Consider the following 26,259-nt stretch of genomic DNA (forward strand, 5'->3'; position numbering starts at 1 on the left):
CAGCCGGCCGGCTGCAGTGCTCGAGCAGCAGCCGGCCCGTTGCTACAGCTGGTCCGTCGGCACGAACCAAGAGAACAGCAGCAGCTGCAGCCGCGTGAGCATGCTCGAGTCGGGTTCGCTGTCGAGCACCTCGTTCTGCACGTCGCCGGTGCCCACCCATTGCACGTTCTGGCCGTCGGGCTTCAGGGTCACGCGGTACACGCCCTCGATGTCGTCGAGCTGGTAGGCGAACAGCAGGGCCTGCGTCAGGTCGAAGCTGCGCACGCGCACGCCGAACTCGGTGTTCAGCCGGGCGGAGCGCGGGTCTAGGTTCATGGAGCCCAGCAGCACCCACTGCCGGTCGACCAGCGCCAGCTTGGCGTGCAGCCGGCCGCGCGCCTTCTTCAGCAGGTCGCGAAACTGCCCGGCGCGGCGCAGCTGCTGGGTGCTCACCTCGTACAGGTTCACGCCCAGCTTGAGCATGTCGACGCGGTAGCGGTTGTAGTTGATGTTCACCAGCGGCTCGTCGCTGTCGGCCAGCGAATTGGTGATGACGGTGATGTTCACGCCGTGCGCGCGGCCCATGCGGATGCGCTCCATGCCCTCGTCGCCTGGAATGAAGTACGGCGAGATCACCACCACGTTCGACTGCGCGGTGGCCACCATTTCATGAAAGCGCTGCGCCAGCGGTTCGGTGGGGTGCGCCATGACGCCCAGCGCCTTGTTGGGGCTGTCGGCCGTGGCGTTGGCCTCGGCGCGCATCCACTTCAGCTCGCCGACGTTGGCCAGCTGCGCGCCCAGCGGCAGGTCGCCCAGCAGGTCGGTGATGGGCAGCGGGTCGGGCGGCGGGGCGTGCGCGGGGGAGGTGGCCTCCTCGAAATCGGCCTTGAGCTCGGCCGGCGTGCGGCTGGTGCTGGCCACCCGCTGCAGCGGGTAGACCACGTCGCTGTTCCAGTAGGTGTCGAAGATGGCGGCCGACTCCGGCACCACCGGGCCGGCAAGCAGCAGCTCGAAGTCGATGAAGTTCGCGCTCTCGCTGCGCAGGAAGTATTCGTCGGCCAGGTTGCGCCCACCCGCGATGACCATGGCGCCGTCGGCCACGAACAGCTTGTTGTGCATGCGGTGGTTGAGCCGGCGGAAGTCGGTGAAGAACTCCAGCCAGCGACCCGACGAATGGTCGCGCGCGTTCACGAACGGGTTGAACAGCCGCACCTCGGCGTTGGGCTCGGCGGCCAGGCCGAGCAGCAGGCGGTCCATGCCGGCGGTGTAGAAGTCGTCGAGCAGCAGCCGCACGCGCACGCCCCGGCGCGCGGCGTTGCGCATTTCGCGCAGCAGCAGGCGGCCGGTCTTGTCGTTGCCGAGCTGGTAGGTCTGGATGTCGAGCGACGACGTGGCGCGGCGCATGAGCTCCAGCCGCGCGTCGAGCGCGAAAGAAGCCTCGATCAGCGGGCGCATGCTGGAGAGCCCGTCGGGCGGGGAATTCAGGCTCGTGGCCGCGCGGCCGAGTTCGGTGGCGGCGGAGGCCGGAATCGCGAGCGTCGGCGCCTCGGCGGTGAGGCCGCGCGGCGGCAGGCCGGCGCAGCCGACCAGCGCGAAGGCCACGAAAAAGACTGCTGCCAGGGCCATCGGGCGCAGAGCCGGACCGCGCAACGCGGGAAACAGGAAGGCAATGAGCTTGAGCATGAGGGCGGCCAGCGCACGGGGCGTGCGGGCGGCATGGTAGCTGCTCCGCCTCCAAACCAAAGACGCAATTTCACAACGCAACGCCCTTCGCCCAGGTTGGAAATTGCCAAACCGCTAACTTCCGGCTAATAAAATGAGAATAGTTCTTAATAGTATTTGGAGAGATGTCGGGTATGAGCAAGTTGGTCGCGCGGCGCAAGGCCGCATCGGTGCTGGTCGGATGCCTGGCAATCTACGCACAGCACCAAGTGCTGGCGCAAACGGCGAATTCCGGGTCGTTGCCTGAAGTGCGGGTCGACGCCAATGCCGAAGCCGAGACCGCCACTTCCGCCGTCATCGGGTACCGCGCGAAGAACGCGGTCACCGCCACCAAGACCGACACGCCGCTGGCGGAAACGCCCCAGTCCGTCACCGTGGTCACGCGCGACCAGATGGTCGACCAAGGCGCCACCAACCTGCAGGACGCGCTCACGTACGCCGCGGGCGTGCGCTCCGACGCCTACGGCCTGGACTCGCGTTCGGACAGCTTCTCGGTGCGCGGCAGCGATCCCTCGGTCTACCTCGACGGCCTGCAGACCTTTTCTTCCGGCTGGTACACGGCCACGGCACGCCCCGATCCCTACACGCTGGAGCGCCTCGAGGTGCTGCGCGGGCCGGCCGGCATGCTGTTCGGCGCCGGCACGGCCGGCGGCGTGGTCAACATGGTCAGCAAGCGGCCGCAGCAGCAGGCGTACCGCGAAGTGGGCGTGCAGCTCGGCTCCTTCGGTCGCAAGCAGGTGCAGGCCGACTTCACCGGCCCGCTGACGGCCGACGGCGACTGGTCGTACCGCCTGGTCGCGCTGCAGCGCAAGTCCGATACGCAGGTCGACTATGTGCCGGACGACCGCTCGCTCGTCATGCCGTCGCTCACCTGGCGGCCCAGCGCCGCCACCTCGTTGACATTGCAGGCCCTGTGGCAGAAGGACAAGACCGGCAGCACCTCGCAGTTTTTCCCATGGCAGGGCACCATCCTGCCGAACGTCAACGGACCGCTGCCGTCGAGCCGGTTCATCGGCGAGCCGGGCGACGGCTACGACACCGAACGCAAGACCTTCGGCTGGATGTTCGAGCACAAGTTCAACGACGACTGGACGTTCCGGCAGAACTTCCGCATGTCGCGCACGTTCAACGACTCGCACTACCACTACGGCGACTTCTTCTCGCTGCCCGGCGGCTGGGGCCTCGACCCCGTCGGCCAGCGCCTGCTGGGCCGTGTCAACGACAAGTCGCTGACCTGGACGCGCATGACCGGCGTCGACAACCACGTCGAGGGTCACTTCAACACCGGCGCGCTGCGCCACACCTTCCTGGTGGGCGCCGAATACTCGCGCCAGCGGCAGGACAAGATCGAAGGCTCCACGTTCAGCAGCATCGACGCCTATGCCCCCGTCTACGGCATCGGCTACGTGCCCGTCACCGAGCTGGCCGCCCGGCCCCGCACCACGCAGCGCAACGCAGGCGTCTACGTGCAGGACCAGATGAAGCTGGACAACTGGATCTTCGTGGCCGGGCTGCGCCATGACCGCAGCACCTCCGGCACAGCGGGCAGCGACTCGGAGACGACCAGCGCCACCTCGAAGCGCCTGGGCGTGATGTACACGCTGCCCTCGGGCTGGTCGCCCTACCTGAGCTACACCGAGTCGTTCACCCCGCAGGCGGGCACGAACGTCGAGGGCAACCTGTTCAAGCCGCTGCGCGGCGAGCAGGTGGAGGCCGGCGTCAAGTACCAGCCCGCGGGTTCGGCCACGAGCTTCACGGCCTCGGCCTTCTCGCTGAAGGAAAAGAACCGCGTCGTCTCCGACAGCACCAACCCCAACTACGGCCGCCAGGTCGACTCGACGAAGAACAAGGGCGTCGAGCTCGAGCTCAAGACCACGCTGGCGCGCGACCTGGACCTGATTTCCAACTACACCTACATCGACGTCGACCACAAGCTCACCGAGCAGCCGCGCAACCAGGTCTCGGTATGGGGCAAGTACCGCTTCGCCATTGCGGGCGTGCCGGGCTTCTCGGCCGGCGCCGGCGTGCGCTACATGAGCAACTTCACCGACCTGGACGGCACCAGCGCGGGCCCGCGCGTGCCGTCGGTGACGCTGGTCGACCTGATGCTGGCCTACGAGTCGGCCAAGTGGCGCTATGCGCTGAACATCAACAACGCCACCGACAAGACCTACTTCAGCACTTGCTTGTCGCGTGGCGACTGCTGGTACGGCGCGCGCCGCAGCGTAGTCGCCAGCGCCACGTACCGTTTCTAGAATAAGCCTTACCCAACAGCCACCACGACATGAACAGCCGAAAGATCAAGACCTGGGCCTGGGTGCACAAATGGAGCAGCCTGGTGTGCACGGTGTTCATGCTGCTGCTGTGCCTCACCGGCCTGCCGCTCATCTTCCACCACGAGATCGGCCACCTGCTGGGCACCGAGGTCGAGGCGCCGAAGATGCCGGCCGGCACGCCGCGCATCAGCCTGGACCGCGTGCTCGACATCGCCAAGGCGCAGCACCCCGACCGCGTGGTGCAGTTCGCCTCGCAGCCCGAGGACGACGACGGCCTGTGGTTCGTCACGCTCACGCCCACGCCGGCGCCCACGGACGACTTCAAGTCGATCGCGGTCGACGCGCGCACCGGCCAGATCCTGGCGCAGCCCAAGTTCGACGAGGGCTTCATGTACGTCATGTTCAAGCTGCACGTCGACCTGTTCGCGGGCCTGCCGGGCAAGCTCTTCCTGGGCTTCATGGGGCTGCTGTTGCTGGTGGCCATCGTCTCGGGCGTGGTGCTGTACTCGCCCTTCATGCGCAAGCTCGACTTCGGCACGGTGCGCCGCGAGAAGCGCTCGCGCCTGAAGTGGCTCGACCTGCACAACCTGCTGGGCGTGGTCACGCTGGTGTGGCTGTTCGTGGTGGGCTCCACCGGCATGATCAACACCTGGGCCGACCTGCTCATCAAGTACTGGCAGTACGACCAGCTCAGCGCGCTGCTCACGCCCTACAAGAACGAGCCGGTGGTGGCGGTCAACGAGCGTGCCTCGGTGCAGCGCTCGATGGACGCCGCGCTGCAGCAGGCGCCCGGCATGAAGCTGTCGTTCATCGCTTTCCCGGGCACCTCGTTCTCCAGCCCGCACCACACCACCTTCTTCGTGCGCGGCAGCGAGCCCTTCACCTCGAAGCTGTTCCAGCCGGTGCTGGTGGACGCCAAGACCGCGCAGGTCACCGCGTCGCCGAAGTTGCCGTGGTACCTCACGGCGCTGCTGGTGTCGCAGCCGCTGCACTTCGGCGACTACGGCGGCATGCCGATGCAGATCATCTGGGCGCTGCTCGACATCGCGACCATCATCGTGCTGGGCAGCGGCCTGTACCTGTGGCTCAAGCGCGGCAACACGGTGCCCGCGGCCAAGAAAAACCCGGCGCATGAACCGCCCCAGGTTCCCGGCGCCGCGCAACCCACGCCGGCCGCGGCGAAGGCACAGGCATGAAGCAGCAACACCACAGCCACCAACACCCTCAGCACCAAGGCTTCTGGCGCATGTGGGGCTGGCCGATCGTGCTGGGCCTGCTGACGATCTTCGGGCTGGTCTCCGCGCTGTTCAGCGACGGCGGGCTGGGCGACATCCTGGCGTGGATCACGCTGGGCATCCCGGTGATCGTCTGCGCGTGGTTCGGCTGGCGAAAGTCGCCCGCCCGCTAGCCGCCGCAGGCATTCATTTCGTTCGAACGGCCCGTGCAGTGCACGGGCCGTTTTGCTTGCGCGCGAAAGTGCAAAGGTGAAATGGCGCAAAGGTGTAAAGCCTTCGCATGGTCAGTCGCAGGTCAGCCTGCCGTGTCATGCGTTCGCCATGGGGAGGTCACACAGCCCCCGCATGATTCGGCCGCGCTGCGCCACCCCTGGGAAGGGGAGGCGAGGCGCTTCGCCCTCATTCGCGGACTCTCTTTTCCCCTTTTATGACCTTCTCCATTTTTCGCACGTCGCGTGCGCCGTCGGCGCTCGCCACGGTGGCCGTGCTGTCGGTGCTCGCGGCCTGCGGCGGCAGCGACAACCAGCCTGGCGCCATCGTTCTTCCGCCCGCGGCGTCCACGCCCGCGCCGGCCCCTGGCGAGGCACCGCCCGTCGTCGACGCCGGCAAGCCGGTGCAGGTGGCGTTCATGCCCGACATCCACTTCCACGACGTCTACGCCAACTTCCAGGACGGCTCGTTCCCCGGCGTGTTCAACCCGAAGTCGGGGCGCAACGCGACCATTCGCCTGATGCATGCGCAGATGACCTCGACGCGCCTGTTCAACGAAAACTACTTCGCCTTCATGACCGCGCTCGACGACGCGGTGGCGCGCGGCGTGAAGCTCATCGCGCTGCCGGGCGACTTCTCGGACGACGGCCAGCCCGTGCACATGCGCGGCCTGAAGAAGGTGCTGGACGACTACGCGGCCAAGCACGGCATCCAGTTCTTCGCCGCGCCCGGCAACCATGACCCGAACCGTCCGCTGGAGCGCGCGGGCGGCAAGAACGACTACCTGGGCCTGGACCCCAACTCGGGCCGCGTCGGCTTTCCGCAGCCCATCTACAGCAAGGGCGGCAACGGCGACTGCGCGGCCGGCAACTACAGCGGCGCGTGGGCCAAGGTCAACTTCTCGTACTGCACCGAGGAAGTGAAGGAGCTGGGCTACGCCGGCGTCACCCAGGCCCTCGACCAGCACGGCTTCATGCCCAAGGACGGCTACCGCTACTTCGAGACGCCCTACAGCACCTACACCTACCAGGACTACACCGCGGCCAAGGCGAAGGAGCAGGCCGTGTGGAGCAAGCGCGAGTTCGAGATCTGCGCGCAGGGCGCCGGCGGCACCTACAAGAAAGACGGCTACACCTTCTGCCGCAACGTGCCCGACACCAGCTACCTGGTCGAGCCCGTGGAGGGCCTGTGGCTGGTGGGCATCGACGCCAACGTCTATGTTCCGACGGGCGCCGGCGCCAACGACTTCAACGGCTCGGGCGACGCCGGCTACAACAAGATGCTGACCCACAAGCCGCACGTGATCGCGTGGCTGAAGGACGTGGTCGCGCGCGGCAAGAAGCAGGGCAAGCAGGTCGTGGCCTTCAGCCATTTCCCGATGAGCGAGTTCTTCAACGGCGCGTCCGACGACATCATCGCGCTGCTGGGCGCCGGCAAGATGCAGATGGTGCGCCGCCCCACCGAGGACGTCACCAAGGCGCTGGCCGACACCGGCCTGCAGGTGCACGTGGGCGGCCACATGCACTTCAACGACACGGCGGTGCGCACCTACGACGACGGCCACGGGCTGGTGAACATCCAGGCCCCGTCGATGGCGGCCTACGTGCCGGCCTACAAGCTGCTGACCTTCAACGACGCCTCGCACATCGACGTGCAGACCGTGCGGCTGGACAACGTGGCGCGCTTCGACGAGCTGTTCGACCTGTACCGCGAGGAGCACCGCTACTTCAGCGACTTCGGCTTCATGCTGCCCGGCGGCAGCAACGGCGTGCTCTGGGACAAGAGCATCTTGGACGCCAAGACCTACGGCGACTTCAGCACGCGCTACATGTCCGAGCTGGTGCGCCTGCGCCTGCTGAACGACGACTGGCGCTGCGAGATGCGCGAGCTGGTGAAGAGCCCGCTGTACGGCTCCGACCTGCTGGTGCTGTCGCAGCTGCAGACCAAGGTCACGCTCAAGCAGCTGGGCAACACCGGCAACCATGGCCTGCTGAGCAACGCCTTCTTCGCCTGCCTGGGCGAAGCGGGCGGCGACGGCAGCGCACAGACGGCCTACGGCCTCGACTACGCCGCCGCCGAAGGCAAGGCGCGCGCGCTGGCCGCCGCCAACGGCATGCGCCTGGAAGACTTCAACCAGTGGAAGGCCATCGACCTGGCCGGCGACTTCGTGCGCCTGGCCAATGCCGGCGACCTCGCGTTCGCGGACATTCCGGCCGACCGCGCCAGGCAGTACAAGCTGATCGCCCAGGCGCTGGCCGGCACCAACGCCACGCTGGCCCTGAACGGCAGCCAGCAGGTGATGAACGACAACGTGGTGAACGCCGTGTTCCAGGCGCGCTTCAAGCCGCTCATGGACATCCTGCTCAAGCTCGCCAAGGGCGCGCCCACGCAGCACTTCGTCATCGACCTGAAGACCAACAAGCTGACCGACCTGAGCTCGGCACCCACGCCTTTCTGAGCCCCCTTTTCATGAACTCGAATTCCAAGATCAAGCGCCGCGGCCTCCTGCTCGGCGCGGGCAGCGCCGTGCTCGCCGGCTGCGGCGGTGGCGGCAATGGCGGCGGCCTGCCGTTCCTGCCGGTACCCGCACCGGTGCCCGCCGCGCCGCCGCCGCCACCCGCGCCGGCGCCGGCCCCCGTCGAACCCGAGGTGACCGCGCCCACGCTCACCGGTCGCGCGGTGCTGCCGGCCGACAGCTACGTCGCCGGCCCCACCTCGGGCCAGTTCATTTCCGGCGGCGACCTCGCGCGCGCCAGGGACACCTACGGCTACACGCTGCCGTTCCAGGGCAAGCAGCCCATGCAGGGCTTCTCCGCCATGATCCCCAGCCCGATGGCGGGCGTGTTCTACGTGATGCAGGACAACGGCTTCGGCGGGCGCGGCGCCTCGCCCGATGCCTTGCTGCACATCTACGCGGTGCGCTTCGACTGGGCGCAGGGCAAGGTGATTCCGGCGAACTTCCAGACCGGCGAGGCGCTCGCGTCCTTCACACCCGACAGCTACATCCGCCTGAGCGACCCGAACCGCAACCTGGGCTACCCGGCGGTGGCCGACATGGCCAGCTACCCCGGCACCTCGGTGTCGCCGGCCGGCCAGACGCTGCCGGTGGACCCGGCCATCGTCAGCGGGCGCCTGCTCACGGGCTACGACATCGACCCCGAGTCGCTGCAGCTCGACGCGCAGGGCAACTTCTGGATCGGGGACGAGTTCGGCCCCTTCCTGCTGAAGTTCGACGCGAAGGGGCGCCTGGCTTCGCGCGAGGTGCAGATGCCCAACCTGGCCAAGCTGGGCAGCAACCCGCTGGTGCAGACGCCCAACAACCCGTACATCCAGTCGAACACCTCGGTGGCCAACCTGGGCGGCTCGGGCGGGCTGGAGAGCATGGCCATCAACGCCAGCCGCACCAAGCTGTACGCCATGTACGAGAAGGAGCTGAACGGCGACAACCCGCAGCGGCGCATCGTCAGCGTGTTCGACCTGGGCTCGCAGAACTTCGAGCCCGCCACCTTCGCCTACAAGGTGAGCACGGGCCAGCGCATCAACGGCGACGGCAACCTGGAGACCGAGGTCTACAGCGTGAACGACATGGTCGCCATCAACGACAAGGAGTTTTTGGTGGTGGAGAAGGACAGTGGCGCCGGCGACGTGCGCACCGGCAAGTTCGCGGCCTCGGGCACCTCGCGCAACGCCGCGCGCTTCAAGCGCGTGTTCAAGATCGACCTCACGCAGGTCGACAGCAGCGGCTATCTGAAGAAGGAAGAAATCGTCGACCTGATGAACCTGAGCGACCCGAAGGCGCTGGGCGGCGACGCGACCATCGACGGCGTGTTCACCTTTCCGATGGAGTGCGTGGAGGTGGTGACCATCGTCGACGCGCAGACGCTGATGCTGGTGAACGACAACAACTACCCCGGGGGCTCGCCGTCGCGCCTGCCTTCGAAGGTGGACGGCAACGAGTTCATCCGCATCCGGCTGCCCAAGCCGCTGGCGCTGCCCCCGGTGAAAGCCTGAGGCCGCGCGCGGGCGGCGGGGCCGCAGAATCGGCGGGATGAAATCTTCACCCGCCGCGCCTGCCGCCATCGCCGCCTGCCTGTTGCTGCCTGCCGCGCTGCCCGTCAGCGCGCAGGAACTGAAGCAGGAGCAGGCACAGACCCAGGCCCAGCCCGCCGGCGCGCTGCGCGAAATCACCGTCACCACGCCGCGCGGCGAGGTCACGCCCTTCAACGTGCCCGGCTCGGTCGACCGCGTCGACGGCGGCGAGATGCGCGACAGCCGCCTGCAGGTGAACCTTTCCGAAAGCCTGGGCGCGGTGCCCGGGCTGCAGGTGCAGAACCGGCTGAACTACGCGCAAGACCTGCAGCTGTCGATCCGCGGCTTCGGCGCGCGCTCGACCTTCGGCGTGCGCGGCGTGCGGCTGTACGTCGACGGCATTCCCGCCACCTTGCCCGACGGGCAGGGCCAGACCTCGAACATCGACATCGGTTCGCTGGACCGCGTCGAGGTGCTGCGCGGGCCTTTCTCGGCGCTCTACGGCAATTCGTCGGGTGGCGTGGTGCAGGCCTTCACCGCCTCGGGCGAGGGCGCGCCCCGGCTGTCCTACGCGCTCGCGGGCGGCAGCTTCGGCACCTGGCGGCAGTCGCTGCAACTGAGCGGCTCGCAGGGCGCCGTCGACTACCTGCTGGACGCGAGCCGCTTCCACACCGACGGCTGGCGCGAGCACAGCGCCGCGCGGCGCGACATCGCCAACGGCAAGCTGGGCATCGCGCTGGACAACGGCGACAAGCTCACGCTGCTCATGAACAGCGTGCGCATCGACGCGCAAGACCCGCTGGGCCTCACCGCCGACCAGTACGCGCTGGCCCCGCGCCTCGCGCCGCTGGCCACGCAGTACGACACGCGCAAGACGGTCGAGCAGACGCAGGTCGGCCTGCTCTACGAGCGGCGCATCAACGCCGAGCAGGGCCTGCGCCTGATGCTCTACAGCGGCGAGCGCAAGACCACGCAGTACCAGTCCATTCCGCCCTCGGCCCAGCAGAACCCGCTGCACGCCGGCGGTGTGATCGACCTGACGCGCCAGTACGGCGGCGTGGACCTGCGCTGGACCGCCGCGCTCACCCTGGCCGACCGGCCCTTCGACGTGGTGGCGGGCCTGGGCTACGACAGCCTGCGCGAGAAGCGCAAGGGCTACGAGAACTACGTCGGCGCCGTCTCCAACCCGGTGCTCGGCGTGCAGGGGCGGCTGCGGCGCAACGAGCTCAACGAGGTGTGGAACCTCGACCCCTACGCGCAGGCCAGCTGGCGCTTCACCGACCGCTGGACGCTGGAGGCCGGCGTGCGCCGCAGCAGCGTGCACTTCAACTCGCAGGACCGCTACATCGTGGGCGCCAACCGCGACGACAGCGGCAGCGCGCGCTACGGCAAGACGCTGCCCGTGGCCTCGCTGCGCTACCAGGCCACGCCCGACCTGGCGCTGTACGGCTCCATTGGCCGCGGCTTCGAAACGCCGACGCTCAACGAGCTGTCGTACCGCGCGAACGGCGCCAGCGGCCTGAACTTCGCGCTGCGGCCTTCGGTGAACGACAGCATGGAGCTCGGCGCCAAGGCCCGGCTCGCGGGTGGGCTGTTGACGGCGGCGTTGTTCCAGACCCGCACGCGCGACGAGATCGTGACGGACACCAACGTCGGCGGCCGTGCCACGTTCCAGAACGCGGGCCGCACGAAGCGCAACGGTTTCGAGCTGGGTTGGCAGCACGAAACGGCCGACCACTGGCGCACCCAACTGGCCTACACATGGCTGGACGCAACCTACCGCGACGCGTTCTGTTCGCCGTCGCCTTGCGCGTCCGCGAACACGGTGGCGGCGGGCAACCGCATTCCGGGCATCGCGCGGCAGTCGCTGTTCGCGTCGCTGGGCTGGGTGCCACCCGAAGGCTTTCGTGCGGGGGTGGAGATGCGCGCGCTGGGCCGCATCCAGGCCAACGACGTCAACACCGCGGTGGCCTCGGGCTATGCGGTGGCCGCCGTGTATGCGGGCTACCTGAAGAAGTGGGAGCGCTGGGAGTTCAACGCGTTCGCGCGCATCGACAACCTGTTCGACCGGCGCTATGTGGGGTCGGTGATCGTCAATGAAGGCAACGGCCGCTACTACGAGCCCGCGGCGGGGCGCAATTGGACCGTGGGGTTGAGCGGCGCCTATCGGTTCTGATTCGAGGCGCTCATGAGCCATGGCGTGCCCAGGTGAACAGGGCGGCCTGTTCACCCGCGCCGAACAGCAAAACGAAAAACGGCGGGGAGATCCCCGCCGTTCAGGTGTGAAGCAAGACGGTCGTCAGAACGCAGCAGGCCGCCACTTCAACAGCCGCTTCTCGAGAGAGCTGAGAAGGAAGTCCGCAGCCAACGCCACCACGGCCAGCACGATCATTGCCGCGAACACGCCGCTTGCATTGAACGCGCCCTGGGCCGTGGAAATCAGCAGGCCGATGCCTTCCTTGGCGCCCAGAAACTCGCCCACCACCGCACCGACCAGCGCAAAGCCGAAGCTCACGTGCAGGCTCGCGAGGATCCACGACATGGCCGAGGGAATGACCACCGACATCGTCACCTGCCGCGGCGAGGCACCGAGGATCTGCGCGTTGGCGATCATGTACTTGTCGGCCTCGCGCACACCCTGGAAGGCGTTGCCGAAGACCACGAAGAACACCATCACCACCGCCAGCGCCACCTTCGAGGCCATGCCCAGGCCTAGCGCAATCACGAAGATCGAGCCGAGCACCACGCGCGGAATGGAGTTGGCGATCTGGATGTACAGGCTGAACACGTCCGACAGCAGCTTGTTGCGCCCGAGCAGGATGCCGCACAGCACGCCCGCGATCGAGCCGATGAGAAAGCCGATGACGGTTTCTTCCAGCGTGACCGCCACCTGCATCCACAGCGAGCCCTGGGAGGTGCCGTCGCGCATCCACTCCACGAGCTGGTCGTAGATCATCGAAGGCATCGAATAGAAGAACGGGTCGATCCACTTCAGGCGCGCCGCGATCTCCCAGCCGCCGAGCGCCACCACCAGCACCACCAGGCGCAGCGCGATGATCATGCGGCGGCGCCCGCGAATGGCCGCCTGCGCGACCTCGGACTCGCGCGCCAGCGCGGCGTCGCTGAGCGACGAGGGCAGCACGGCGGCCGCGGGGGTGGTGGAGGGCGTCATGGTCTTCGCTGCCGATGTGGTTGTCGCTGTGGTTGTCGTCGTGGCCGTGTTCATTGGATGACCACCTCTTCGCGCAGGTCGTCCCAGATGTGCTTCGACAGCTCGATGAACTTCTTGTCGTAGCGCACTTCGGACATCACGCGCGGGCGCGGCAGGTCGATCTCGTACACGCGCTTGAGCGTGGCCGGGCGCGCCGACAGCACGAACACGCGGTCGGCCAGCGCAATGGCTTCTTCCAGGTCGTGCGTGACGAACACCACGCAGCCGCCGTTGCCCGACCACAGCTGCAGCAGCTCGTCCTGCATCAGGGTGCGCGTCTGTATGTCGAGCGCGGAGAAGGGCTCGTCCATCAGCAGGATCTCGGGGTTGTTGATGAAGGTCTGCGCCAGCGCCACGCGCTTGCGCATGCCGCCGGAGAGCTGGTGCGGGTAGTGCTTGCCGAACTTGGACAGGCCCACGCGGTGGATCCACTCCTGCGCGAGCGCCATCGCCTCTTTCTTCGGCTTGCCGCGGAACACCGGGCCCGCGGCCACGTTGTCTTCCACGCTGCGCCACGGGAACACCGCGTCGGCCTGGAACACGAAGCCGATGCGCGGGTCCACGCCCGTCACGGGCTGGCCCATGACCTTCACGTCGCCCACCGTGGGCTTGAGCAGGCCGGTGATCATGTTCAGCGTGGTCGACTTGCCGCAGCCCGTGGGCCCGACGATGGCGACGAACTCGCCGCGCGCCACCGACATGCTGAAGTTGCGCAGCGCCACCGTCGCGTTGCCGTCCTGCGAGATGAAGCGCAGAGAGACGTCGTCGAAGTCGATGGCCGAGGTGACGGCGCTGCTGCTGCTGCTGCTGTTGCTGCCGCCGCCGCTGCTGGAGGGAATGCCGTTGCGCATGGTCACTTCGCCGCCACTGCAGCGCTCGCCAGGTAGGCGTTGCTGTACGTCTTCGACAGGTCGATGTTCTTGCTCTTCACCAGCGGCTTGTAGGTGGCGAGCACCTTCAGCACGGTCTCGGGGCCGCCGGCGGGCATCTTCGCGTCGGTGGTGAACATGGGCAGCGAGGCCTTCAGGGCGGTGATGTACAGCTCCTTGTCGTTGCCGTAGTAGTCGCGCGGCACCTTTTCGGCGATGTCTTCGGCGCTGTGCGTGTGGATGTAGGCCATGGTGCGCGCGAAGGCGTGGGCCAGCTTGCCGGCCTCGGCCTTGTGCGACTCGGCCCAGGTGTTCTGCACGTAGAGGCTGGCCGCGGGGTACAGGCCGCCCAGGGCCTTGACGGTGTCGGCCTCGGTGCGCAGGTCGACCAGCACCTTGGCGTCGCCGGTCTTCAGCATCTGCGACACGGTGGGCTCGGTGGTCATGCCGGCCTGGATGCGGTCCTGCTTCATGGCGGCGATGAAGGTGTTGCCTGCGCCCACGGGCAGCAGCGAATAGTCCTTCGAGGCCACGCCGGCGCGGTCGGCGAGGTAGCGCGTGAGGAAGTCGGTGGACGAGCCCAGGCCGGTCACGCCCAGCGTCTTGCCGCCCTTGGCGTCGGCCATGCTCTTGAAGCCGGCGGCGTCGGCCTTGGTCGACACCAGTTCCACTTCGCCCGGCACCTTGCAGAACACGGCGATGGCCTGGATCTCCTTGCCCTTGCTCTGCAGGTCGATGGTGTGGTCGTAGAACCCGACCACGCCCTGCACGGCGCCGGCGATGAGCTGGTTCTCGGCATCGACGCCGGCGGGCTGCGACTGCAGCTCCACGTTCAGCCCCTCGTCCTTGAAGTAGCCCAGCGCCTCGGTGAGCTTGGCGGGCAGGTAGATGATCTTGTTGATGCCGCCCACCATGATGGTGATGGGCGCGTCGGCGGCCTGGGCCAGCGGGGCCGCGGCGGCGAAGGCGGTGCAAAGGGCGGCTGCGAGCAGGGTGCGGCGGGTGGCGGACATGGCTTGTTGTGTCTCCGGTAGGGTTGTGCGACGAGGGTGTGCGACCGGGCCAGTCTAGGAATCGGCATCCTTCGGCCAGCTTTCAGCGGGCGCCGCGATTCCTCATGGTTATCCCTAGGCCAGCGCAAATGCCGTCATGCTTCCTAGAATTCACCGCCATCCCCGCGACCCATGAAGCTCCTGCTGATCGAAGACAACCCGCAACTCGCGCACTGGCTCGCAAGCCTGCTGCGCGCGCAGGACTTCGTGGTCGACCACGTCGAGAACGGCGAGGCGGCCGACCTGCTGCTGACCCAGGCCGCCTACGACGTGGTGCTGCTGGACCTCAACATCCCCGGCCTGCCGGGCAAGGCCGTGCTGCGCCGCTTGCGTGAGCGCGGCGACACGGTGCCGGTGATCATCCTCACGGCCACCGCGTCGCTCGACCAGAAGGTCCTGTGCCTGGAGATCGGCGCCGACGACTACCTGGTGAAGCCCTTCGAGATCCGCGAGCTGGTGGCGCGCATCAAGGTGCTGGTGCGCCGGCAAATGCCGGGCAAGGCCAACGACATCGCCTGCGGCGACCTGCGCTACGACCTGCGCACGCGCCAGTTCACGCTGGCCGGCGACGAGCTGGCGCTGCCGCCGCGCGAGCGCACGCTGCTGGAAACGCTGGTGCTGAAGGCGGGCAGCACGGTGTCGAAACAGGCGCTGATCGACGCGATCTTCGGGCTGGACGACGAGCCCAGCGCGGACGCGGTCGACATCTACATCCACCGGCTGCGCAAGAAGCTAGAGGCGAGCCAGGCGACCATCATCACGTTGCGCGGCGTGGGCTACCTGCTGCGCACGCGCCAGGAAGACTAGGGTGCCCGGGCGCGCCAGCCTTCGCCTGCGGCTCGCGCTGTGGCTGCTGCTGCCGCTGTCGGTGTTCGTGGCGCTGTGCGGCTACCTCAACTGGCGCAACGCCGCGGAGGTGGCCGACTACGTGCAGGACCACGACCTGCTGTCGTCGGCCAAGGTGCTGTCGGACCGGCTGATCTGGGAGGGCGACGACGTGCAGGCCAGCGTGCCGCCTTCGGCGCTGAGCCTGTTCGTGTCGCCCGAGCGCGACCGCGTGTTCCTCAGCGTGACGGGCGCCAACGGCGAGTTGCTGGCCGGCTCGCCCGACTTTCCGCTGCCCGCCGTGCGCAAGCCCGAAGGCGTGGACCGCGCGCAGTGGTACGACACGCACTTTGCCGGCCAGCCGCTGCGCGCGGTGGTCACCACGCGCGCCATGTACGAGTCCGCGGGGTCGCGCGACATCACCATCGCCGTCGGCAAGACCGAGGGCAGCCGCGACCACATGCTGCGCACGCTGTGGTGGCCCTCGATGGAGTACCTGCTGATCGCGCTGGTGCTGGCCATCGTGCTGGCCGTGGCGGCGCTGACGCTGGAGCTGCGTCCCATCGTGCGGCTGCGCCAGCAGCTCGCGCAGCGCGATCCGCTGCACCTCGACCTGGTGGTGGACCCGGCCGCGCTGCACAGCGAGCTGCGCCCGGTGGCCGACACCATCAACCGCTTCGTCGGCCAGCTGAAGGCGCATTCGGAGGCGCAGCGCCGCTTCATCGCCGACGCGGCGCACCAGCTGCGCACGCCGCTGGCCATGCAGGCCTCGCAGATCGAGTTCGCGCGCTACACGCGCCAGCACCGCGGCGAATGGGACACGCGCCGCGCCGACATGGACGCGATGTGGGTCGCCATGCAGACCAGCAACCGCCGGCTGGTCGATGTGACCAACAAGCTGCTGCTGCTCGCGCAGGCCGAGCACGGCGACGCGCACACGCGGCTGGAGCGGGTCGACCTGGCGGCGGTGGCGCTGCGCTGCGTCGAGCAACTGGCCGCGCTGGCCGACCGGCGGCGCATCGACCTGGGGCTGGAAGCCGCGCAGGAGGCCGTCGTGCTCGCGCAGCCCGCGCTGCTCGATGCACTGGCGGGCAACCTGCTGGACAACGCGCTGCGCTACACGCAGGAAGGCGGCCGCGTGACCGTGGGCGTGAGGCGCGTGGGGGCGGAAGGCGCGGTCGAGCTGACCGTGGAAGACAACGGCCCGGGCATTGCGCCCGAGGTGCGCGAACGGGTGTTCGAGCGCTTCTACCGCGTGGCCCAGGACACCGAGGGAACGGGGCTGGGGCTGGCCATCGTGCGCGAGATTGCGCGGGCCTTCGATGCGAATGTGGACCTGGCAGCCAACCCGCGCGAGGCGAGCGGGCTGCTGGTCACGGTGCGCTTTCCGCCGGCGGGGCCGGCGAACGAAGCGCAAGAACCTGGCTGAGCCTTACGGCTTTACAGGCTCATTGGGCTTACAGGCCGGCGGCTGCGCGCAGCGCGGCGGCCTGGTTGGTGGCCTCCCAGGTGAACTCGGGCTCTTCGCGGCCGAAGTGGCCGTAGGCGGCGGTCTTCTGGTAGATCGGGCGCAGCAGGTCGAGCATCTGGATGATGCCCTTCGGGCGCAGGTCGAAGTGCTCGCGCACCAGCTCGGCAATCTTCTCGTCCGAGATCACGCCGGTGCCTTCGGTGTAGACCGTGATGTTCATCGGCTGTGCCACGCCGATGGCGTACGCCACCTGGATCTGGCACTGGCGCGCCAGGCCGGCGGCCACGATGTTCTTGGCCACGTAGCGCGCGGCGTAGGCGGCCGAGCGGTCGACCTTCGACGGGTCCTTGCCCGAGAACGCGCCGCCGCCGTGCGGGCAGGCGCCGCCGTAGGTGTCCACGATGATCTTGCGGCCGGTGAGGCCGCAGTCGCCCTGCGGGCCGCCAATGACGAAGCGCCCGGTCGGGTTGATCAGGTAGCGCGTGTTCTGCAGCCATTCCTTGGGCAGCACGGGTTTGATGATTTCCTCGATGATGGCTTCGTTGAACGAGGCCTTCATCTTGGTCGGCGTTTCGCTCTGGTCGGGGTGGTGCTGCGTGGAGAGCACCACGGTGTCGATGCTGTGGGGCTTGCCGTCCACGTAGCGCATCGTGACCTGGCTCTTCGCGTCGGGGCGCAGGAAGGGCAGGCGGCCGTCCTTGCGCAGCTGGGCCTGGCGCTCCACGAGGCGGTGCGCGTAGTAAATGGGCGCGGGCATCAGCTCGGGCGTTTCGTCGCAGGCGTAGCCGAACATCAGGCCCTGGTCGCCGGCGCCGGTGTTCAGGTGGTCGTCGGAGGCGTGGTCGACGCCTTGGGCGATGTCGTTGGACTGCTTGTCGTAGCAGACCATCACCGCGCAGCCCTTGTAGTCGATGCCGTAGTCGGTGTTGTCGTAGCCGATGCGCTTGATGGTGTCGCGCGCCACCTGGATGTAGTCGACGTGCGCGTTGGTGGTGATTTCACCCGCCAGCACCACGAGCCCGGTGTTGGTCAGCGTTTCGGCGGCCACGCGGCTGCGGGGGTCCTGCTCGAAGATCGCGTCCAGGATGGCATCCGAGATCTGGTCGGCGACCTTGTCGGGGTGGCCTTCGGAGACGGATTCGGAAGTGAAGAGGAAATCGTTCGCCATTTTTCAAAGCTCCTTGAAGTGATTTGGCGCGTTGCCAACTCTGCGGAGCCCTGGCGAACGCTTTAGCAGATGTCGACGAATCGACGGGGCACAATCGCCTTTGCGCTTGTGTGTGTCGCCCTGCAAGTTGTTCCGTAACTCGGCGACAATTTGGATTCTATTCGAGCCGCGCATACCATGCGCGCGCGTCCGTTTTTTGACCCCCCACCCGTTTTCAATGATCACCCTGTTCCGCCTGCTTGCCCGCGTGCCGATGCCGTTGATGCATCGGCTCGGCGCGTTGCTGGGCTGGCTGGTCTGGTGGAGCGCGCCGGGCTATCGCCGCCGCTTCAGGGCCAATGCCGAAAGCGCGGGCTTCGCGCCCGACCAATACCGTCCCGCCATCGCCGCCGCCGGCAAGATGGCCTCCGAGCTGCCGTGGCTGTGGCTGCGCCCGCACGGGCAGACCGTGCTGGACCGCGTGGTGCGCTGGGAGGGCGTCGAGGCCTTCGAGGCCGCCATGCAGGCGAAGAAGGGCGTGATTCTTGTGGCGCCGCACCTGGGCAGCTGGGAAATGTGCGGCCAGGCCATCGGCGAGCGCTTCCTGGCGGCCTACGGGCCCATCACCGCGCTGTTTCGCCCGGCGCGCAAGAAGTGGATGGCCGACCTGATTGCCGCCGGCTCGCGCGACCGCCCCGGCCTGCAGACCCTGCCCACCAACAACAGCGGCGTGCGCGGCCTGATCCGCACGCTGCGCGGCGGCGGCTACACCGGCATCCTGCCCGACCAGGTGCCGCCGCTGGGGCAGGGCGTGTGGGCCCCGTTTCTCGGCCGGCCCGCGTACACCATGACCTTGCTTCCCCGTCTCGCGCAACAAACCGGCGCGGCCTGCTTCCTGAGCGTGTGCGAGCGCCTGCCGCGCGGCGCGGGCTACGTGATTCGCTTCGAGCCCATCGTGGGCACCGCGCTGACCGACCCTTCGGCGTCCATCGAGGATGCGGCGGCCGCCATGAACGACGGCATCGGCCGGCTGATCCACAGCCTGCCGGGCCAGTACGTGTGGGACTACGCCCGCTACAAGGAGCCGCGCGCCGAGCGCGTCACCGCGGCCACCGGGGAGGCGGCATGAGCTTCGGTTCCCGGCTCGGCATCGGCTTCATGCGGGCGATTGCGCCGCTGCCCTTGCCGCTCGTGCGTGGCTTCGGCCGCGTCCTGGGCCGCATCCTGCACACCGTGGCCGTGCCGCGGCGGCGCGTGGTCGACACCAACCTCGCGGTGTGCTTTCCGCAGAAGTCCGAAGCCGAGCGCCGCGCCATGGCGCGCGAAACTTTCGTGTACGTGGCGCAGTCGTGGCTGGACCGCGGCTGGCTCTGGCATGCGCCGGAGAAGGTGGTCGCGAGCCGTCTGAAGGTGGTGGGCGCGGCCTCGGAAATTCGCGAGATCGCCGACGGCCACGCGCCCATGATCCTGTTCGCGCCGCACTTCTACGGGCTCGATGCCGCGGCCACCGCGCTCACCATGCACACGGCGCGCCCCTCGGCCACCATCTACACGACCCAGCGCGACCCGATGGTCGACGCCTGGATCCGCGAAGGCCGCACGCGCTTCGGCGACGTGGCCGCGTTGAACCGGGTCGACGGCATCAAGCCGGTGCTGCAGGGCCTGCGCAAGGGCGGCCTGCTGTACCTGCTGCCCGACATGGACTTCGGGCGCGACCAGACCATCTTCGTGCCGTTCTACGGCGTGCAGGCGGCCACCGTGCCCTCGCTCTCGCGCTTCGCGCGGCTGGGCAAGGCGAAGGTGGTGCCGGTGGTGTCCAGGCTCACGCCGGGCGGCTACGAGATCCAGGTGCTGCCGACGTGGCAGAACTTTCCGACCGACGACGTCGAGGCCGACACGGCGCTCATGAACGAGCGCCTGCAGGGCTACATCGACACGATGCCGGCCCAGTACTACTGGGTGCACCGCCGCTTCAAGACGCGGCCTGAAGGCGACCCGCCCATCTACTGAGCACCGGGCACTCCCGGTGCTTCGGTGCTTTGGTGTCTTGGTGCTTTACGGCGCGCGCTGAAGAAACGCCTCGATCTCGCGCGCCACCAGCTGCGGCTGCTCGTGCACGATCCAGTGGGTCGCGTTCGGCACCTTCTTGATCTCGAGGCTGGGCACGTAGTCGTCCAACCCTTCGAGCAGGCCGGGCAGCAGCGCCGCGTCGTCGAGCGCCCAGAACACGAAGGTCGGCACGTTCACCGTGAGCCGCTCGCGCGGCAGCACGGGAATGCCGTCGATGGTCTGGCCGGGCAGCGGCGGCTTCATCGGCGTCACGCGATAGAGGTTGCACGCGCCCGTGAGGCCCGCGCCCCACACCTCGCGGTACTTCTGCTTCACTTCTTCCGTGAGCCAGCCGAAACCGTCGGGGCCGGCCTTCATCAGCGTGAAGAAGGGCCACATGCGCTTGAAGTCGTCGGCTGCGAGCAAGGCCTCGGCGTCGGGGCGCGCGAGAAAGTTCATGTACGCGCTGGCCTGCTGCTGCGCCGGGTTGTTGCGCAGCTCGCGGGTGAAGGTGCCCGGGTGCGGCGAATTGATGATGACCAGCTTGCCAACTTGCGCCGGGAACGCATTGGCGTAGCCCCAGCCGAAGGCGCCGCCCCAGTCGTGCGCCACCAGCGCGGCCATGGTGCCGTCGGCGCTTTCGGTGGCGACGAGCTGCTGGATGTCCTGGATCAGCAGGTGCGGCTTGTACGCAGCCACATCGGTGGGCGCGCTCGATTGCTCGAAGCCGCGCAGGTTGGGCGCCACGCAGCGGTAGCCGCCATGGGCCGGGTCCGAGAAGTAGTCGAGCAGCTCGTCCCAGATGAACGCGGCTTCGGGGAAGCCGTGGAGGAACACCATCAGCGGCTGCCCCGGCTTGCCGGCGGCGCGGCAGCTCAGGGTGGTGCCGTTGGGCAGGCTGCGTTGGAAGGTCTCGGTCATGCTTCTTGTCTCCTTGGGTTGACTGTCGCTATTCTTTTGATAGTGAACTTCGCACGCTGGACGGCCGCTGCAGCCTGGCCGGGGTCAGGTTTCTTCGGACGGCTCCGGCGTGTCCGGCGTGTCTGATGCTTCGGCTGAAGCCCCGGATGGTGCGGGTGCCGCAGCCCCTTCCGGATGCACCCAGCGCCACAACAGTTCAGCGGCCTCGCCCACGCCCTGCTTCTTCAGGGCGGAGAACAGTTTCACCTCGCCGCCGCCGGCGTTCAGTCGCGTAATCGACAGCACCTTGGCGGCTTCGGTGCGCGTGAGCTTGTCGGACTTGGTCAGCAGCACGAGGAATTTCAGGCCTTGTTCCACGCGCGGACGGATCACGTCGAGCAGGATCTCGTCGAGCTCGGTGAGGCCGTGGCGCGGGTCGCACATGAGCACCACGCCGCGCAGGCTTTCGCGCGTCATCAGGTAGTTGCCCATCACGCGCTGCCAGCGCAGCTTGGCTTCCCTGGGCACGGCCGCGTAGCCGTAGCCGGGCAGGTCGGCCAGCACGGCGTCGTCGACCTTCTGCTTGCCGATGCCGAACAGGTTGATGTGCTGCGTGCGGCCCGGCGTCTTCGAGGCGAAAGCCAGGCGCGTCTGCTGCGTCAGCGTGTTGATGGCGGTCGACTTGCCCGCGTTGGAGCGGCCGACGAAGGCGATCTCCGGCAGGTCGACAGGGGGCAGATGCTCGAGCTGTGGAGCGCTGGTGAGGAAGTGGGCGGTGTGCAACCAGCCCAGGGCCACGCGTTCGCGTTCGGCGACCTGGGGGTCCGCGGCGGGCGCCGCGCGGGGAGGATAGGCAGCGGGCTTGGCGCGCGGGGAGGGCATCTACGGACTTTCGAAACTAGACCCACATTGTAGAATCGTGAGGTTTTGCGCCAATAAATTCGAAGCGAAGCCCCCCGATATGAAGTTGTTTGCCAATATTCTGCTTGCAGCCCTCGTGGGTCTTGCAGCCAGCGCGAGTCTTGCAGCCGATGAACATGCGGCAGCGCCCAGTGCGGCAGCGGCGCCCGCGAAGCCCCCCAAGCCGGACCCGGCCAAGGGCGACACGGTGTTCAACGCAACGCCGGCCAACAGCCAGAGCTGCGCTTCGTGCCACAACGCCGACGGCAACTCCGCCATTGCGGCCAACCCCAAGCTGGCGCAACAGCACCCCGAGTACATCCTCAAGCAGCTGGAAGACTTCAAGTCCGGCAAGCGCAAGAGCGCGATCATGAAGCCGCTGGCTTCCGCGCTGTCTGAAGAAGACATGCGCAACATCGCCTGGTTCGTGGGCTCCAAGAAGGTCAAGCCGGGCTTCTCGAAGGACAAGGACACCATCGCCATGGGCGAGAAGATCTACCGCGGCGGCATCGGCGACCGGCAGATCCCGGCCTGCGCCGGCTGCCACAGCCCCAACGGCGCCGGCATTCCCGCCCAGTACCCGCGCCTGGGTGGCCAGAACGCCGAGTACACCGTGGCCCAGCTCACCGCCTTCCGCGACAACGTGCGCCTGAACAGCGCCCCCATGACCGGCGTGGCCGCCAAGCTCAACGACCGCGAGATCAGGGCCGTGGCCGACTACATTGCCGGCCTGCGCTGATGAACACGCGTTGTCGGGTCCGTCAGGTCTGATGCGCGTGAAGCGCTTGAACTAACCGCCGATAACAACACCCCAACAAAGGGCGGGCCGATCCAGCAGGATGGCCCGCCCTTTTGTTTTTCTTTCTCTTTCTTTCCTCATTCCTCTCGCCCGATGTCCGTCTCCACACATGGCCTTCGCGTTCATCGCGGCCCGCAGGTGCTTCGCGCGGCGGTGGAGCTGTTTTCGTCGATGCGCTTCGCGATCGCGCTGCTCACCGTCATCTGCATCGCGTCGATCATCGGCACCGTGCTCAAGCAGCACGAGCCCATCAACAACTACATCAACCAGTTCGGGCCGTTCTGGGCCGAGCTGTTTCGCGCGGCCAGGCTCGACGCGGTCTACAGCGCCTGGTGGTTCCTGCTGATCCTGCTGTTCCTGGTGATCAGCACCTCGCTGTGCATCGCGCGCAACACGCCGCGCATCCTCGTCGACCTGAAGACCTTCAAGGAAGACATTCGCGCGCAGAGCCTGAAGGCCTTCGGCCAGCGCGCTGAAAACCGCCTGGGCGAAACGCCCGAGGCTGCGGCCAACCGCATCGGCCAGTTGCTGGTGAGCGGCGGCTGGAAGGTCAAGCTGCAGCAGCGCGAGGCCACGGGCGGCAACCGCTCGACGGCCGCGGGCTGGATGGTCGCGGCGCGCGCGGGCGGCGCGCACAAGCTGGGCTACATCGCGGCGCACAGCGCCATCGTGCTGGTGTGCATCGGCGGCCTGCTCGACGGCGACCTCATGGTGCGCGCGCAGACCTGGTTCAACGGCAAGAGCGTGTTCACCGGCGGCGGCATGATCGCCGACGTGCCGCCGCAGTACCGGCTGTCCGCCAGCAACCCGACCTTCCGCGGCAACATCCTCGTGCCCGAGGGCGGGCAGGGCAGCGTGGCCATCCTGAACCAGGCCGACGGCGTGCTGCTGCAGGAGCTGCCGTTCTCCATCGAGCTGAAGAAGTTCATCGTCGACTACTACTCCACCGGCATGCCCAAGCTGTTCGCCAGCGAGGTGGTGCTGCACGACCGCGAGACCGGCGAGGCGGTGCCCGCGCGCATCGAGGTGAACCATCCGGCGAGCTACAAGGGCGTGGAGATCTACCAGTCGAGCTTCGACGACGGCGGCTCCAAGGTGAAGCTCAAGGCGGTGCCGATGGCGGCCGCGGCCAAGCCCTTCGAGGTGGAAGGCGTCATCGGCGGCCCGAGCACCGAGATCACCAACGGCAAGGACAAGCTCACGCTGGAGTACGCCGCGCTGCGGGTGATCAACGTCGAGAACTTCGCCGATGCCGGCGCCCTCACGAGCGGTGCCGACGTGCGCAAGGTCGACCTGCGCCACGACATCGAGTCGCGCCTGGGCGCGGCCAACAAGGTCAACAAGCCGAAGGTGCTGCGCAACATCGGCCCGAGCATCGGCTACAAGCTGCGCGACGCCTCCGGCCAGGCGCGCGAGTACCAAAACTACATGGTGCCGGTGGACACGGGCGATGGCCAGCCCGTGTTCCTGCTGGGCATGCGCGAGAAGCCCGAGGACCCGTTCCGCTACCTGCGCGTGCCGGCCGACGACCAGGGCTCCATGGACGGCTTCGTGCGCATGCGCACCGCGCTGGGCGACGCCGACACCCGTGCGCGCGCCATCGAGCGCTACATCGCCAAGGCGAGCGATCCGCAGCGCCCCGAGATGGCCGGGCAGCTGCGCGTGTCGGCCACGCGCGCGCTGGCGCTGTTCGCGGGCAGCGAGCGTGCCAAGGCAGACGCCACCACCGTGGGCGGCTGGCAGGCGATTGCCGAGTTCATGGAGGTCAACGTGCCCGAGGCCGAGCGCGAGCGCGCTGGCGGCGTGCTGGTGCGCATATTGAACGACGTGCTGTTCGAGGTGCTCAACCTCAGCCGCGAAGGCGCCGGCCTGGCCGCGCTGCCCAACGACGAGAAGTCGCAGGCCTACCTGACGCAGGCCGTGCTCGCCATCAGCGACGCGCACTTCTATCCGGCCCCGGTCGCGATGATGATGACCGACTTCACCCAGGTGCAGGCCAGCGTGTTCCAGGTGGCGCGCGCGCCCGGCAAGAACGTGGTGTATCTGGGCTGCCTGTTGCTGATCGTCGGTATTTTTGCCATGCTGTACGTTCGCGAGCGCCGCCTGTGGGTGTGGCTCACGCCCGACGGCACGAGCCCCGCAGACGCGCACACGGCCGCCACGATGGCCTTTTCGGTCAACCGCAAGACCATCGACAGCGACCGCGAATTCGAGCATCTCAAGCACAAGCTGCTCGCAATGGACAAAGAACCAACGGCGACACCATGAACACCACGACCCTCACGCTCAATGAAAGCTGGCTCTCGCGCCGCAACCTGTTCGACTGGGTGTTCGCGGCGCTGGTGCTGGCCGGCGGCCTGTTCGCGTTCACGCGCTACGCGGGGTCGATGGACTACTACGAGAAGCCGATCCTCGCCGCCGCGGTGATCGCCATGATCTCCATCGGCTGGTTCTGGCGGCCGTTGCGCGTGCTGGCCCTGGTGGTGGCGGCGGCCTCGCTGCTGGCCATCAGCTCGTACCAGGGCGACCTGGCGCGCGCCGACACGGTGTTCTGGCTGAAGTACTTCCTGTCGAGCCAGTCGGCCATCCTGTGGATGAGCGTGCTGTTCTTCATGAGCACGATCTTCTACTGGCTCGGCTTCTTCGGCGGCAAGCAGGCCGACACTTTCGACGCCATCGGTTCGCGCCTGGCCTGGGCCGCGGTGACCATGGCACTCATCGGCACCATGGTGCGCTGGTACGAAAGCCACCAGCTCGGCCCGGACATCGGCCACATCCCGGTGAGCAACCTGTACGAGGTGTTCGTGCTGTTCTGCTGGCTCACGGCCGCGTTCTACCTGTACTTCGAAGAGCGCTACAACACGCGCGCGCTCGGTGCCTTCGTGATGCTGGTGGTGAGCGCGGCGGTGGGCTTCCTGCTCTGGTACACGATCGTGCGCGAGGCGCATGAAATCCAGCCGCTGGTGCCTGCGCTGCAGAGCTGGTGGATGAAGCTGCACGTGCCCGCCAACTTCATCGGCTACGGCACCTTCTCGCTCGCGGCCATGGTGGCCTTCGCCTACCTCATCAAGGAGCAGGCCGAGGAAAAGCGCTGGTACAAGCTCACGCCGATCTGGCTGCTGGGCGTGGCGCTGTGCTTCGTGCCGGTGGCCTTCCGCCAGCGCGTGCAGGAAGCCGGCGGCAGCTACTGGGTGGTGTACGCGGGCATCTCGGCGCTGATCGCGGCCGGCATTTTGCTGGGGCGAAAGCGCATCGCGGCGCGGCTGCCGGCCAACGAGGTGCTGGACGACGTGATGTACAAGTCGATCACCGTCGGCTTCGCCTTCTTCACCATCGCCACCGTGCTGGGCGCGCTGTGGGCGGCCGACGCCTGGGGCGGCTACTGGAGCTGGGACCCGAAGGAAACCTGGGCGCTGATCGTCTGGCTCAACTACGCGGCCTGGCTGCACATGCGGCTCGTGAAGGGCCTGCGCGGCACCGTGGCGGCCTGGTGGGCGCTGGGCGGGCTGGCGGTCACGACCTTCGCCTTTCTCGGCGTGAACATGTTCCTGAGTGGATTGCACAGCTACGGCACGCTGTAGCCAC

Annotated in this window: 20 protein-coding genes; 13 read left to right on the forward strand and 7 right to left on the reverse strand. The window is 67.8% G+C overall.

All coding sequences use genetic code 11. The features are described 5' to 3' along the window. Positions 1-42: 42 nt before the first annotated feature. Positions 43-1,662 (reverse strand): phospholipase D family protein, encoded by a 1,620-nt coding sequence (locus tag AB6807_RS17355; protein WP_371085525.1) that lies wholly within the window; start codon positions 1,660-1,662, stop codon positions 43-45. A 173-nt stretch (positions 1,663-1,835) separates the two neighbouring features. Here AB6807_RS17355 and AB6807_RS17360 point away from each other — a divergent pair, with 173 nt between their 5' ends. The 6 genes from AB6807_RS17360 to AB6807_RS17385 all read left to right on the forward strand — a co-directional run bounded on the left by AB6807_RS17360 (position 1,836) and on the right by AB6807_RS17385 (position 11,627). Next, positions 1,836-3,956, forward strand: coding sequence for a TonB-dependent siderophore receptor (locus tag AB6807_RS17360; RefSeq protein WP_371085526.1), 2,121 nt, complete (start codon positions 1,836-1,838; stop codon positions 3,954-3,956). 29 nt (positions 3,957-3,985) lie between these two features. Next, entirely contained in the window at positions 3,986-5,173 is a 1,188-nt protein-coding gene (locus AB6807_RS17365; RefSeq protein ID WP_371085527.1) for a PepSY-associated TM helix domain-containing protein, read from the forward strand. Continuing rightward, positions 5,170-5,385 carry a hypothetical protein gene (locus tag AB6807_RS17370; RefSeq protein WP_116912235.1) on the forward strand — a complete coding sequence of 72 codons (216 nt, stop codon included), beginning with the start codon at positions 5,170-5,172 and terminating at the stop codon, positions 5,383-5,385. The genes AB6807_RS17365 and AB6807_RS17370 overlap by 4 nt, the downstream gene beginning before the upstream one ends. 254 nt (positions 5,386-5,639) lie before the next feature. Next, positions 5,640-7,880 carry a metallophosphoesterase gene (locus AB6807_RS17375; RefSeq protein WP_371085528.1) on the forward strand — a complete coding sequence of 747 codons (2,241 nt, stop codon included), beginning with the start codon at positions 5,640-5,642 and terminating at the stop codon, positions 7,878-7,880. An 11-nt stretch (positions 7,881-7,891) separates the two neighbouring features. After that, positions 7,892-9,433, forward strand: a complete 1,542-nt coding sequence (locus tag AB6807_RS17380) for an esterase-like activity of phytase family protein (RefSeq protein ID WP_371085529.1) — start codon at positions 7,892-7,894, stop codon at positions 9,431-9,433. A 37-nt stretch (positions 9,434-9,470) separates the two neighbouring features. Next, complete coding sequence (locus AB6807_RS17385) at positions 9,471-11,627, forward strand: TonB-dependent receptor domain-containing protein (RefSeq protein ID WP_371085530.1); 2,157 nt, start codon at positions 9,471-9,473, stop codon at positions 11,625-11,627. Positions 11,628-11,750: 123 nt separating this feature from the next. Here AB6807_RS17385 and AB6807_RS17390 read toward each other — a convergent pair whose 3' ends face one another. The 3 genes from AB6807_RS17390 to AB6807_RS17400 are packed head-to-tail and all read right to left on the reverse strand — an operon-like array spanning position 11,751 to position 14,544. Beyond that, the gene (locus AB6807_RS17390) at positions 11,751-12,623 is read right to left on the reverse strand and encodes an ABC transporter permease (RefSeq protein WP_116912231.1); all 873 of its coding nucleotides are present in this window, start codon (positions 12,621-12,623) and stop codon (positions 11,751-11,753) included. Between the two features lie 50 nt (positions 12,624-12,673). Further along, on the reverse strand, positions 12,674-13,513 hold the full coding sequence (locus AB6807_RS17395) for an ABC transporter ATP-binding protein (protein WP_371085648.1): 840 nt from the start codon (positions 13,511-13,513) through the stop codon (positions 12,674-12,676). A 2-nt stretch (positions 13,514-13,515) separates the two neighbouring features. Continuing rightward, positions 13,516-14,544 carry an ABC transporter substrate-binding protein gene (locus tag AB6807_RS17400; RefSeq protein WP_116912229.1) on the reverse strand — a complete coding sequence of 343 codons (1,029 nt, stop codon included), beginning with the start codon at positions 14,542-14,544 and terminating at the stop codon, positions 13,516-13,518. 171 nt (positions 14,545-14,715) lie between these two features. Between AB6807_RS17400 and AB6807_RS17405 the strand changes: the two genes are divergently transcribed. Further along, on the forward strand, positions 14,716-15,390 hold the full coding sequence (locus AB6807_RS17405; RefSeq protein ID WP_371085531.1) for a response regulator: 675 nt from the start codon (positions 14,716-14,718) through the stop codon (positions 15,388-15,390). Position 15,391: 1 nt separating this feature from the next. Continuing rightward, the gene (locus AB6807_RS17410) at positions 15,392-16,837 is read left to right on the forward strand and encodes a sensor histidine kinase (protein WP_371085532.1); all 1,446 of its coding nucleotides are present in this window, start codon (positions 15,392-15,394) and stop codon (positions 16,835-16,837) included. Positions 16,838-16,865: 28 nt separating this feature from the next. Here AB6807_RS17410 and metK read toward each other — a convergent pair whose 3' ends face one another. Then, a complete protein-coding gene (gene metK, locus AB6807_RS17415; RefSeq protein WP_116912226.1) occupies positions 16,866-18,047 on the reverse strand; it encodes a methionine adenosyltransferase in 1,182 nt (393 codons plus the stop codon). Between the two features lie 217 nt (positions 18,048-18,264). Here metK and AB6807_RS17420 point away from each other — a divergent pair, with 217 nt between their 5' ends. Then, positions 18,265-19,155 (forward strand): lysophospholipid acyltransferase family protein, encoded by an 891-nt coding sequence (locus AB6807_RS17420; RefSeq protein ID WP_286513347.1) that lies wholly within the window; start codon positions 18,265-18,267, stop codon positions 19,153-19,155. Beyond that, positions 19,152-20,036: a lipid A biosynthesis acyltransferase gene (locus AB6807_RS17425; protein ID WP_286513344.1), complete on the forward strand. Its 885-nt coding sequence runs from the start codon at positions 19,152-19,154 to the stop codon at positions 20,034-20,036. Before AB6807_RS17420 ends, AB6807_RS17425 begins: the two co-directional genes overlap by 4 nt. 45 nt (positions 20,037-20,081) lie before the next feature. On the opposite strand, the gene AB6807_RS17430 is transcribed toward AB6807_RS17425, so the two are convergent. Both AB6807_RS17430 and yihA read right to left on the reverse strand, forming a co-directional pair. Beyond that, on the reverse strand, positions 20,082-20,996 hold the full coding sequence (locus tag AB6807_RS17430) for an alpha/beta fold hydrolase (RefSeq protein WP_116912223.1): 915 nt from the start codon (positions 20,994-20,996) through the stop codon (positions 20,082-20,084). An 84-nt stretch (positions 20,997-21,080) separates the two neighbouring features. Next, positions 21,081-21,857, reverse strand: coding sequence for a ribosome biogenesis GTP-binding protein YihA/YsxC (gene yihA, locus AB6807_RS17435; protein ID WP_371085533.1), 777 nt, complete (start codon positions 21,855-21,857; stop codon positions 21,081-21,083). Between the two features lie 79 nt (positions 21,858-21,936). Between yihA and AB6807_RS17440 the strand changes: the two genes are divergently transcribed. The 3 genes from AB6807_RS17440 to ccsB all read left to right on the forward strand — a co-directional run bounded on the left by AB6807_RS17440 (position 21,937) and on the right by ccsB (position 26,255). After that, positions 21,937-22,614: a cytochrome c gene (locus AB6807_RS17440; RefSeq protein WP_116912221.1), complete on the forward strand. Its 678-nt coding sequence runs from the start codon at positions 21,937-21,939 to the stop codon at positions 22,612-22,614. A gap of 153 nt (positions 22,615-22,767) precedes the next feature. Then, the gene (locus AB6807_RS17445; RefSeq protein WP_371085534.1) at positions 22,768-24,942 is read left to right on the forward strand and encodes a cytochrome c biogenesis protein ResB; all 2,175 of its coding nucleotides are present in this window, start codon (positions 22,768-22,770) and stop codon (positions 24,940-24,942) included. Beyond that, a complete protein-coding gene (ccsB, locus tag AB6807_RS17450; protein ID WP_116912219.1) occupies positions 24,939-26,255 on the forward strand; it encodes a c-type cytochrome biogenesis protein CcsB in 1,317 nt (438 codons plus the stop codon). Before AB6807_RS17445 ends, ccsB begins: the two co-directional genes overlap by 4 nt. Positions 26,256-26,259 lie beyond the last annotated feature (4 nt).

It is taken from the genome of Variovorax sp. RCC_210 (assembly GCF_041355175.1).
GTDB lineage: Bacteria > Pseudomonadota > Gammaproteobacteria > Burkholderiales > Burkholderiaceae_C > Variovorax.

Bases quoted from the DNA above. Each gene is read 5' to 3' on its own strand.
- AB6807_RS17355 (WP_371085525.1), bottom strand. From the start codon at position 1,662: ATGCTCAAGCTCATTGCCTTCCTGTTTCCCGCGTTGCGCGGTCCGGCT.
- AB6807_RS17360 (WP_371085526.1), top strand. From the start codon at position 1,836: ATGAGCAAGTTGGTCGCGCGGCGCAAGGCCGCATCGGTGCTGGTCGGA.
- AB6807_RS17365 (WP_371085527.1), top strand. From the start codon at position 3,986: ATGAACAGCCGAAAGATCAAGACCTGGGCCTGGGTGCACAAATGGAGC.
- AB6807_RS17370 (WP_116912235.1), top strand. From the start codon at position 5,170: ATGAAGCAGCAACACCACAGCCACCAACACCCTCAGCACCAAGGCTTC.
- AB6807_RS17375 (WP_371085528.1), top strand. From the start codon at position 5,640: ATGACCTTCTCCATTTTTCGCACGTCGCGTGCGCCGTCGGCGCTCGCC.
- AB6807_RS17380 (WP_371085529.1), top strand. From the start codon at position 7,892: ATGAACTCGAATTCCAAGATCAAGCGCCGCGGCCTCCTGCTCGGCGCG.
- AB6807_RS17385 (WP_371085530.1), top strand. From the start codon at position 9,471: ATGAAATCTTCACCCGCCGCGCCTGCCGCCATCGCCGCCTGCCTGTTG.
- AB6807_RS17390 (WP_116912231.1), bottom strand. From the start codon at position 12,623: ATGACGCCCTCCACCACCCCCGCGGCCGCCGTGCTGCCCTCGTCGCTC.
- AB6807_RS17395 (WP_371085648.1), bottom strand. From the start codon at position 13,513: ATGCGCAACGGCATTCCCTCCAGCAGCGGCGGCGGCAGCAACAGCAGC.
- AB6807_RS17400 (WP_116912229.1), bottom strand. From the start codon at position 14,544: ATGTCCGCCACCCGCCGCACCCTGCTCGCAGCCGCCCTTTGCACCGCC.
- AB6807_RS17405 (WP_371085531.1), top strand. From the start codon at position 14,716: ATGAAGCTCCTGCTGATCGAAGACAACCCGCAACTCGCGCACTGGCTC.
- metK (WP_116912226.1), bottom strand. From the start codon at position 18,047: ATGGCGAACGATTTCCTCTTCACTTCCGAATCCGTCTCCGAAGGCCAC.
- AB6807_RS17420 (WP_286513347.1), top strand. From the start codon at position 18,265: ATGATCACCCTGTTCCGCCTGCTTGCCCGCGTGCCGATGCCGTTGATG.
- AB6807_RS17425 (WP_286513344.1), top strand. From the start codon at position 19,152: ATGAGCTTCGGTTCCCGGCTCGGCATCGGCTTCATGCGGGCGATTGCG.
- AB6807_RS17430 (WP_116912223.1), bottom strand. From the start codon at position 20,996: ATGACCGAGACCTTCCAACGCAGCCTGCCCAACGGCACCACCCTGAGC.
- yihA (WP_371085533.1), bottom strand. From the start codon at position 21,857: ATGCCCTCCCCGCGCGCCAAGCCCGCTGCCTATCCTCCCCGCGCGGCG.
- AB6807_RS17440 (WP_116912221.1), top strand. From the start codon at position 21,937: ATGAAGTTGTTTGCCAATATTCTGCTTGCAGCCCTCGTGGGTCTTGCA.
- AB6807_RS17445 (WP_371085534.1), top strand. From the start codon at position 22,768: ATGTCCGTCTCCACACATGGCCTTCGCGTTCATCGCGGCCCGCAGGTG.
- ccsB (WP_116912219.1), top strand. From the start codon at position 24,939: ATGAACACCACGACCCTCACGCTCAATGAAAGCTGGCTCTCGCGCCGC.